This is a genomic window from Iodobacter violaceini, assembly GCF_011601265.1.
Classification (GTDB): Bacteria; Pseudomonadota; Gammaproteobacteria; order Burkholderiales; family Chitinibacteraceae; genus Iodobacter; species Iodobacter violaceini.
The window spans coordinates 1-9,679 of record NZ_JAAOLX010000023.1; the positions used below are offsets into that span (position 1 = coordinate 1).

A 9,679-nucleotide genomic window follows, 5' to 3' on the forward strand; every position below is an offset into this window, starting at 1 on the left:
AATTCAGCTACAGCCTACGCTTCCCCGGCCAGTATTTTGATAAAGAAACCGGCAAGCACTACAACTACTTCCGGGATTACGACCCGGCTACCGGCAGGTATATTCAATCAGACCCGATTGGTTTGGCGGGCGGGATTAATACTTATGCCTATGTGGGCGGCAATCCGCTGTCGTACTCTGATCCAAGTGGTTTATTTGTTCCTGCTTTAGCCATACCTGTATGTGCTGCTGGTGGTTGTGAGGCCGCTGTGACAGCGATAATAACTGTTGGTGGGGCAATACTTAGCGAAATAGCGTTACAGAGTATTAAGCCACCACGTGTTAATGATCCAGAAGCAGCTGCCGAGCATGATGCATATAAACAACCGCCCCCTCCGGATTTAGATCCTTGTGAAAAGCTAAAATGGCAGTTAGCACGCGAGAAGGCATTATTAGCTGCACGCATAGCTTGGGATGCAAAATGGGGAGCACACCATGAAGCCGCTAATATTCAGTCGCTAAATGCGATTAAAAATTTAGAAACGAAGATTAAAAATACAAAAGGGTGTACATGTCCATGAAACTAAGCGATGAAGTAATCAAGACATTACAAGAAAAATACGACTATTTGATTAACTATGACTCGAGCGATCCAACTGATCCTATTGACCCGCTTACTTATGTAGATTCTAACGGCGACAATCTTATGCACATAGCTGCTCAACTTGGAGATGAGAAAACAATCGCTTTATTGGTTGATGCCAAGATGGACATAAATCAAAAAGGTGATATGGGCTCTACAGTATTGCACTATGCGTACAATGGAAAGCACTTACACCTAGTTGAGTTTTTGCTTGCTCATGGTGCTTCTGCCGAAATTGAAAATGAATTTGGGAAACTACCAGGGCAGTAATAGCTGGCTATTTTTTTACCGCGTACGCTGCAATGGTTTTGTTAGGGCGTCGATAAGCGCAGCGCATTGCGCCGCGTGCCTAAATATTGCGTTCCTGCCGCGCTTCGCTTGTCGGCCAGCTCAATGGCAGCACACTAAACACCGTGTGCCGCCATTGAGCTGGCTTTGTCTTTTGTGCTGAATAAATCACGCTTTGCGGCTTGGCTTCTCCTCGCCCAGCTCGGTAGGTTGGGCTAAAGCTTTATCAGCCCAACATTTGCATCATGGAATTGTTGGGCTGATCGGTCACCAGCCCAAGCTGCAGAGCTTTTAACTATTATTACGATTTAAGCGGCAACCGTACCGACCAAACCGTTGGGGTGGGGACTACAAATTATAAGCACGCTAACAATAGCAACCGCCTGCTTTCATCCAGCGGGGCGAACAAAGCCACTTATACTTACGACGCGGCAGGTAATCGCGCTAATGATAATGGTTGGGTACTGACGTACAACAACGCTGGCCGCTTAGTTAAATCCAGCAAAGGCACGGTGGCGGTCAGCTATAGCTATAACGCGCTTGGGCAAAGGGTACAAAAAACCTCAGCAACCGGCACTACCTTGTTTGTTTATGATACTCAGGGGCATTTGCTGGGTGAGTATCAAGCCGATGGCAAGCCGGTGCAGGAAACAATTTGGCTGGGCGATACGCCGGTGGCAGTGCTTAGCACAACGGGCGCAAGCACTAACATCAGCTATATTTGGGCCGATCACCTGGGCACGCCTCGCCAAATTACTGATCCAGCCAGCAAACAAATCCTCTGGCGCTGGGATGGCGAGCCATTTGGCAATAGCCTGGCGGACGAAGACCCAAGTAAAACGGGTAAAAAATTCAGCTACAACCTGCGCTTCCCTGGCCAGTATTTTGATAAAGAAACCGGCAAGCACTACAACTACTTCCGGGATTACGATCCGGCTACCGGCCGATATATTGAATCTGATCCGATTGGGTTGGCGGGGGGGATTAATACTTATGGGTATGTGGGCGGGAATCCGGTTAGCTTTATGGATCCGCCGGGATTAGCCAGGCAAGGAGGGAAGACTGGCCAGTGGTGGGAGTATGCTGATAGGAATTTTCAGCGTTGGTTTCATCAATGTGTAAAACAACCAGGCGATTCAGACGCTACCAGAGCAGATTTGGCTGATGCTTACTCACAGTGGGAGCAATATGGCAAACCAGATGGAAAAAATGGTTGCGGCGGACCGCCACCACCACCAGCGGAGACTTGTGGAGATGCTTGCCAAAAGACGGCAACCGTTGTGGTCGTTGGTGGCACCTCTTATGTCGTTTATCGGTGCTTGCGGATGTTGCCTTCTTTGCAGCCTCCGCTTTGGCCAACCATCCCAGCTAATGTGGTAATTCCATGACTCAACAAAAAAATGCAGCAGGTCATTTGTACACGATAGAGCTACGCTTCTCTGGTGACTACTTGGTGCCATCTGAAGTTTCATCTCGATTGAATTTGCAGCCAAGTCGCGAATTTAGTTTATCGCAAAATCAGCAGATTCTGAAAACGAGACGACCATATTGGGCATACAACGGACAAGGGGAAATTGGATTTCAGTCTGAGTGGATCAGCTTAGAGGATGGTTTAGAATTCCTTCTCATAGCGTTGAGACCCAGAAAAGCAGAGGTCATTGCTCTTGCACATCAATTCGATGGTCTTTGGTGGTGCGGTCATTTTCAAGCTAGTTTTGATGGTGGTCCCACTCTGTCACCGAAGTTGTTAACTGAACTGGGTAGCTACGAAATCTCACTTAGTATTGACAACTATTTCAATGATGAGTGATCTCCTTTGTCTCGGGCATTGGCGCCAGTTTTGTAAGGTGGGGTGGTTTTATCAACCCGCGCTGACGTTCATCAAATAGGCAGTCAGCTCGGTAGGTTGGGCTAAAGCTTTATCAGCCCAACATTTGCATCATGGAATTGTTGGGCTGATCGGTCACCAGCCCAAGCTGCAGAGCTTTTAACTATTATTACGATTTAAGCGGCAACCGTACCGACCAAACCGTTGGGGCGGGGACTACAAATTATAAGCACGCTGACAATAGCAACCGCCTGCTTTCATCCAGCGGGGCGAACAAAGCCACTTATACTTACGACGCGGCAGGGAATCGCGCTAACGATAATGGTTGGGTACTGACGTACAACAACGCTGGCCGCTTAGTTAAATCCAGCAAAGGCACGGTGGCGGTCAGCTATAGCTACAATGCGCTCGGGCAAAGAGTACAAAAAACCTCAGCAACCGGCACTACCCTGTTTGCCTATGATGCGCAGGGGCATTTACTGGGTGAATATCAAGCCGATGGCAAGCCTGTGCAAGAAACTGTTTGGCTGGGCGATATGCCGGTAGCTGTGCTTAGCACAACGGACGCAAGCGCTAACATCAGCTATATCTGGGCCGATCACCTCGGCACACCTCGCCAAATTACTGATCCAGCCAGTAAACAAATCCTCTGGCGCTGGGATGGCGAGCCATTTGGCAATAGCCTGGCTGACGAAGACCCAAGTAAAACAGGTAAAACGTTCAGCTACAACCTGCGCTTCCCCGGCCAGTATTTTGATAAAGAAACCGGCAAACACTACAACAACTTCCGGGTTTACGATCCGGCTACCGGCAGGTATATTCAATCAGACCCGATTGGGTTGGCGGGAGGGATTAATACTTATGGCTACGCAGATGCCTTACCTACGACGAAAACTGATCAGCTCGGATTGGCTACATATATCTGTAAGCGTCCATTTGGGGGCAAGCCCGGTTCGTATGCGCCGCCACTTTTTAACCACACCTATGTATGCGTTGGAAGTGGAGCAAATATGAAATGTGGAAGCACAACGGCTTCGAGCGGTGGTGCATTTAGTAATATTTTTGGTGGTAGTCTTGGCAAGCCCACAACACCAGTTACGGACTACTACAAATCTGAAGCATGTGAGAAACGCCAAGCTGATAACAGTTGCATAGAAACGTGTATTTCAAATAAGTTAAATATTCCAACTCGTCCAAAATATGGAGTTGGTCCGTCAGGCGATGACTGCCAAGAGTACACTGAGGACATTGTCAGTACTTGTGAGAAGATCTGCAAGGGGCGATCATGATGACAAGGCGAGCTATCTTCTTGATCCTCTGGCTGGTGGTCGTGGTCTCGATATTCGTGTGGACTATGGTCAGCTATAACTCACAGGTTGTCCCTGAGCTTAAGAACGAGATACTTCTTCGGCATGGACTCTTAATGCTTGTACTGACACTGCCAAGTGGGTGGGTTGCGACTGCTTTGGTCGGCTCTATTGTGAGTCTTATCGGAATTGATTTGGTTGGCATCGCTGATGCGCTACTTGTGTCATTAACTTACGCCGTTGTCGGGTATCTTCAATGGTTCATGTTGCTGCCGTGGCTATGGCGCAAGTGGAAGGGAAGGCGGGCGGGCAGCGCTACTCCATCTGTCTAAGCGTCAATTTTGCGTCATACTTATGGCTGATCAGCACTGTAAGGCGGGTTGATGTTCATCAAATAGGCTGTTTGTATTAACCACCTCTCAGACTGCAAAAATAGTGGCGGGTTAGGCTTAGGGCTAACCCGCCATACACCTGAATAACTGGGGTCAGAGTAAAGTTAAATCTAATTTCTTGGCTCTGAGAATGTTAAACAAAGTAATTAAACTTTTTCTGATCCAAGTTATACGCTGAGTTAGTCCTGCTTTGTGTATCAATGATACTCAGGGCCATTTACTGGGTGAATATCAGGCAGATGACAAGCCGGTGCAGGAAACAATTTGGCTGGGCGATACGCCGGTAGCCGTGGTCAGTACAACGGGCGCAAGCGCTAACATCCGCTATATCTGGGCCGATCACCTCGGCACGCCCCGCCAGATTACTGACCCAGCCAGCAAACAAATCCTCTGGCGCTGGGATGGCGAGCCATTTGGCAATAGCTTGGCTGACGAAGACCCAAGTAAAACAGGTAAAACGTTCAGCTACAACCTGCGTTTCCCCGGTCAGTATTTTGATAAAGAAACTGGCAAACACTACAACTATTTCCGGGATTACGATCCAGCGACAGGGCGGTATATTGAATCTGATCCGATTGGGTTGGCGGGGGGGATTAATACTTATGGGTATGTAAAGGCAAATCCATTGAGATTTACAGATCCGCAAGGGCTGTTTGTCCCATTGATAATACCTGGAGTATGTGCAGCAGGTGGGTGTGAAGCTGCTGGTGTTGTGTTGGTTGCCGCGGCAGCATGGTGGAAGGCTCAACCTCCAGTTGCTATGCCATTTTCTACGGACAAGTTTGGCAACTTTATATTTGCTAAACCTAAGCCTGGCTCAAAGCCTAAAGGGTGCCCTTCAGGAACCAAGCCGATTGACCAAGTTCCAGGGCTTGATAAGGATGATGTTCATGGAATTAAAGATGGAGTCGGTGCTGGGCCGCGGGATTGGACTGGTATTACTCCGAATGGCCATGTCATTACAGGCGATTCAAATGGGGATGCTGTGGATCATGGCCCTTACGATGTGTACTTACCATAGGAGTTAGCTATGCATGCATTCCAGTTTTCTGTGTCTTTGCGTTTTTTTAGCTTGATTATTACGCCTTCAGAAATAAGCGAGCACCTTGGTTTAAAGCCAAAATGGGCTCATGAGAAGGGTGCACCGAGAACAACTCCAAAAGGAGTGATTCTTGGTGGGGTTTATGATCGCAGTTATTGCTCTTTTAGCTTAATTCGGCAAGGCGATGAGGAGTTACACGAGATGTTGAGCAGAGTTGCCGATGAGTTTTTTCAGAAGAAAGATTTTTTTCATCAAGTTCGGAAAGGTAATGGGCGCTCTGAATTGTTTATTGGCTGGTATTCCTCCGGCAACACGGGTGATTGCTTTAATCATGTCTTATTGAGCAAGCTTGGAGAACTAGGTATTGATTTAGCACTTGATGTCTATGGGCAAGGAGAGGCAATGCAAGTGGAGAATGAGTAGCTCGGTAGGTTGGGCTAAAGCTTTATCAGCCCAACATTTGCATCATGGAATTGTTGGGCTGATCGGTCACCAGCCCAATCTGCAGAGCTTTTAACTATTATTACGATTTAAGCGGCAACCGTACCGACCAAACCGTTGGGGCGGGGACTACAAATTATAAGCACGCTGACAATAGCAACCGCCTGCTTTCATCCAGCGGGGCGAACAAAGCCACTTATACTTACGACGCGGCAGGTAATCGCGCTAACGATAATGGTTGGGTACTGACGTACAACAACGCTGGCCGCTTAGTTAAATCCAGCAAAGGCACGGTGGCGGTCAGCTATAGCTACAATGCGCTCGGGCAAAGAGTACAAAAAACCTCAGCAACCGGCACTAGCCTGTTTGTTTATGATACTCAGGGGCATTTGCTGGGTGAGTATCAAGCCGATGGCAAGCCGGTGCAGGAAACAATTTGGCTGGGCGATACGCCGGTGGCAGTGCTTAGCACAACGGGCGCAAGCGCTAACATCAGTTATATCTGGGCCGACCACCTTGGCACGCCTCGCCAAATTACTGATCCAGCCAGCAAGCAAATCCTCTGGCGCTGGGATGGCGAGCCATTTGGCAATAGCCTGGCGGACGAAGACCCAAGTAAAACGGGCAAAAAGTTCAGCTACAACCTGCGCTTCCCCGGCCAGTATTTTGATAAAGAAACCGGCAAACACTACAACTATTTCCGTGATTATGATCCGGCGACAGGTCGGTATATAGAATCTGACCCGATTGGTTTGGCGGGCGGGATTAATACTTATGGCTATGTGGGTGGGAATTCGGTTGGCGATACAGATCCATATGGTTTGTTTGGTGTGGCTGATATGCCAGTTCTTCCGCAAGGAGGAGTGGATTTTAGTGCTGGACTTGGTGATGCACTGTTGTTTGGGTCTGGCAAATATCTTAGAGATATGGCGGGGGCAGGTAATGTAGTAAATCAATGCAGTAATGCTTATCAAGCAGGTGGTTGGATTTCTTTTGGACTAGGTATGGGTAGGTTGGCATATGCTGGAGTTGCAAAAACTGGCTCAATACTTGCATCTTCAGGCGCTGAAGCATCAGCATTTAGGCAGGGCTTAAAAGGAGCATTTCGTTTTGGCGCAGCAAAAAGTTGGCGCCCCCCTGATTTAAGTAAATACCCAACAGATAATGCTCTACGAGCGGCGGCAGGAAGAACAAACCTAGGAATGAATGGTTATGGTGCTGGTGTAGCTGCTGCAGGCTCAGCAGGTTCGATGTGCGGATGCTCCGATTAGATAAATGGGATATTTTCATGAAAACTTACCCTGTCTTTACTGAGGACCACCTGCGATGTTTTGCTTTCGAAATTGAAAATATTTATGTTTCACCTGCAATAGTAGCAAAGCTATTAGCGACAGCAGAGGAAGCTAGTGATATACAGTTGCGCAAAATGTTTTCGAACTCTAATGAGGTTCATATAAATTTTATGTACCGATTGCAACCATATGTAGTGTGGGAGCCTTTTGGTGATAATAGTAGATATTGGATTGGGCCAAAGGAAGGCATGAATAGTGTGGAGGATATCTCAGCGCTTGAAACGATATTCAAAAACTACACCCCACCGTTTTATCGCTCGTTGTTGGGTGAAGCTCTAACATTTCGGTTTATTACGCGATTTTTTTCGTGGGGGCGATCGACCTAGCCCTGTAGCACGGTAGGTTGGCGTTGAGCGAAGCGAAGCCCAACGTTTGCGGTAAGTCGTATCAATGACTGGAGGATTACCGCGGCAAGGCCATGACCCGCAATGAATTTTTAGGGCGATAATAAGTCTGGTGGTTATTTCAGACGCATTATGCCGTATAAGTTAAATCGAAAAGCCGATGCTGGATTATTCTGCATCGGCTTTTATTGTCCATACCGAGCACCGCAGGCAGCGCGGTAGTTTGGGCTAAAGTTTTATCCGCGGGCTGATAAGTAGCTAGCCCAAGCTACCGTGCTAATAACTGGGGTCAGAGTAAAGTTAAATCTAATTTCTTTGGCTCTGAGAATGTTAAATAAAGGAATTAAACTTTTTCTGATCCAAGTTATACGCTGAGTTAGTCCTGCTTTGTGTATCAATGATACTCAGGGCCATTTACTGGGTGAATATCAGGCAGATGGCAAGCCGGTGCAGGAAACAATTTGGCTGGGCGATACGCCGGTGGCAGTGCTTAGCACAACGGGCGCAAGCACTAACATCAGCTATATTTGGGCCGATCACCTCGGCACGCCCCGCCAGATTACTGATCCAGCCAGTAAACAAATCCTCTGGCGCTGGGATGGCGAGCCATTCGGCAACAGCCTGGCTGACGAAGACCCAAGTAAGACAGGTAAAAAGTTCAGCTACAACCAGCGCTTCCCCGGCCAGTATTTTGATAAAGAAACCGGCAAGCACTACAACTACTTCCGGGATTACGACCCTGCAACAGGCCGATATATTGAATCTGACCCGATTGGTTTGGCTGGCGGGATTAATACTTGTGGGTATGTGGGTGGGAATCCAATAGGACGGATTGATCCGATGGGTCTTGCCACCCTGGCTTTAACAGGAGGGGCAGCCTTGTTGTTGTCGGTGGAGGGGAAGGCAGTATAGGGGTTTATACAAGTAACAATCCGGTTGACTTTGGTATCGTTATTTCAGGAGGAGCTGGAGGCGGTGGGAATGTCGGGTTGAGCGGCCAAGTGGGATATATACCCGGCCCGCTATCTAATGTTAGTGGAACAACCAAAAATACAAACATGTCATGCGTAATCGGAAGCGGCACACTAATGTGTGATCCAATAACCGGGAAAGTTGTTGGGGGATCTATTGGCTTAGCAGGACGCCTTGGACTCTCAGAAACAGTTTCTAAAACGGGAACTTATGGTCTTCGTGGTTTATTTGATCACATATTTAGCAAATTCCTGCCATAGAGAGTTTTTATGAAAATGTCTCCGAGAGCTAAATTCTATTTAGGAACGTCAGTCTTTATCTTGTTTGGGCTGGTGTTAATTAGCCGTGTTGTCGATACACAAGAATATTGGTGGGGTATTGCATTCTTTTCGTGGATTGCAATTGGGTCTTTAGCATTGGCGCAAATACGATGTCCTCATTGTGGGACATCGGTTGCATACCAAGGCAAGCTTGGGCAGCTATCAATTTATGCTGGCTTAGTAAGGACAAACTGTCAAAACTGTGGCTATGATCTAACCAAGAAATAATAGGTTGTACTACTGACGCACTACGCGTGTCGGCCCACTGATTCTCCCGTGTGTGAAATAACTGGGGTCAGAGTAAAGTTAAATCTAATTTCTTTGGCTCTAAGAATGTTAAACAAAGGAATTAAACTTTTTCTGATCCAAGTTATACGCTGAGTTAGTCCTGCTTTGTGTATCAATGATACTCAGGGCCATTTACTGGGTGAATATCAAGCCGATGGCAAGCCGGTGCAGGAAACCATTTGGCTGGGCGATACGCCGGTAGCCGTGGTCAGTACAACGGGTGCAAGCACTAACATCAGCTATATCTGGGCCGATCACTTGGGCACGCCTCGCCAGATTACTGATCCAGCTAGCAAACAAATCCTCTGGCGCTGGGATGGCGAGCCATTTGGCAACAGCCTGGCTGACGAAGAATGATATGAAGAATGATTTAAAGTTAAACTCAAGAAGCGATATATTTTCAGATAAGGATGGAAATATGTATTCTGGCCCACGAAAAGGGACGGGGATTCCAAAGTATTTAAATATGAATGTAAATGGTTG

At 47.6% G+C, this 9,679-nt stretch carries 12 protein-coding genes and 2 pseudogenes; all 14 read left to right on the top strand.

The window, feature by feature from the left end; all coding sequences use genetic code 11:
* On the top strand, window positions 1–560 hold a 560-nt coding region (locus tag HA050_RS22005), incomplete at its 5' end, for an RHS repeat-associated core domain-containing protein (RefSeq protein ID WP_205836554.1).
* Entirely contained in the window at window positions 557–892 is a 336-nt protein-coding gene (locus tag HA050_RS21605) for an ankyrin repeat domain-containing protein (protein WP_166830559.1), read from the top strand. The genes HA050_RS22005 and HA050_RS21605, both read left to right, overlap by 4 nt.
* 317 nt (window positions 893–1,209) lie before the next feature.
* Window positions 1,210–1,941: pseudogene (locus HA050_RS22735) on the top strand (RHS repeat-associated core domain-containing protein); the annotation flags it as partial.
* The gene (locus tag HA050_RS22740) at window positions 1,936–2,298 is read left to right on the top strand and encodes a hypothetical protein (RefSeq protein WP_501037374.1); all 363 of its coding nucleotides are present in this window, start codon (window positions 1,936–1,938) and stop codon (window positions 2,296–2,298) included. The pseudogene HA050_RS22735 and the gene HA050_RS22740, both read left to right, overlap by 6 nt.
* The gene (locus tag HA050_RS21615) at window positions 2,295–2,720 is read left to right on the top strand and encodes a DUF4279 domain-containing protein (protein WP_166830563.1); all 426 of its coding nucleotides are present in this window, start codon (window positions 2,295–2,297) and stop codon (window positions 2,718–2,720) included. Before HA050_RS22740 ends, HA050_RS21615 begins: the two co-directional genes overlap by 4 nt.
* A 185-nt stretch (window positions 2,721–2,905) precedes the next feature.
* A pseudogene (locus HA050_RS21620) lies at window positions 2,906–4,027 on the top strand (RHS repeat domain-containing protein); the annotation flags it as partial.
* Window positions 4,027–4,377, top strand: coding sequence for a hypothetical protein (locus HA050_RS22745; RefSeq protein WP_501037375.1), 351 nt, complete (start codon window positions 4,027–4,029; stop codon window positions 4,375–4,377). The pseudogene HA050_RS21620 and the gene HA050_RS22745, both read left to right, overlap by 1 nt.
* Before the next feature lie 250 nt (window positions 4,378–4,627).
* Window positions 4,628–5,458: an RHS repeat domain-containing protein gene (locus tag HA050_RS21625; RefSeq protein WP_166830567.1), complete on the top strand. Its 831-nt coding sequence runs from the start codon at window positions 4,628–4,630 to the stop codon at window positions 5,456–5,458.
* A 9-nt stretch (window positions 5,459–5,467) separates the two neighbouring features.
* Complete coding sequence (locus HA050_RS21630; RefSeq protein WP_166830569.1) at window positions 5,468–5,902, top strand: DUF4279 domain-containing protein; 435 nt, start codon at window positions 5,468–5,470, stop codon at window positions 5,900–5,902.
* Window positions 5,903–5,979: 77 nt separating this feature from the next.
* Window positions 5,980–7,191, top strand: coding sequence for an RHS repeat domain-containing protein (locus HA050_RS21640; RefSeq protein WP_501037376.1), 1,212 nt, complete (start codon window positions 5,980–5,982; stop codon window positions 7,189–7,191).
* A gap of 17 nt (window positions 7,192–7,208) precedes the next feature.
* Window positions 7,209–7,598, top strand: coding sequence for a hypothetical protein (locus HA050_RS21645; RefSeq protein WP_166830571.1), 390 nt, complete (start codon window positions 7,209–7,211; stop codon window positions 7,596–7,598).
* 405 nt (window positions 7,599–8,003) lie between these two features.
* On the top strand, window positions 8,004–8,528 hold the full coding sequence (locus tag HA050_RS21650; RefSeq protein ID WP_166830573.1) for an RHS repeat-associated core domain-containing protein: 525 nt from the start codon (window positions 8,004–8,006) through the stop codon (window positions 8,526–8,528).
* Between the two features lie 773 nt (window positions 8,529–9,301).
* Window positions 9,302–9,553, top strand: a complete 252-nt coding sequence (locus tag HA050_RS21655) for a hypothetical protein (RefSeq protein ID WP_166830575.1) — start codon at window positions 9,302–9,304, stop codon at window positions 9,551–9,553.
* 1 nt (window position 9,554) lies between these two features.
* On the top strand, window positions 9,555–9,679 hold a 125-nt coding region (locus HA050_RS22750; RefSeq protein ID WP_501037372.1), incomplete at its 3' end, for a polymorphic toxin type 33 domain-containing protein.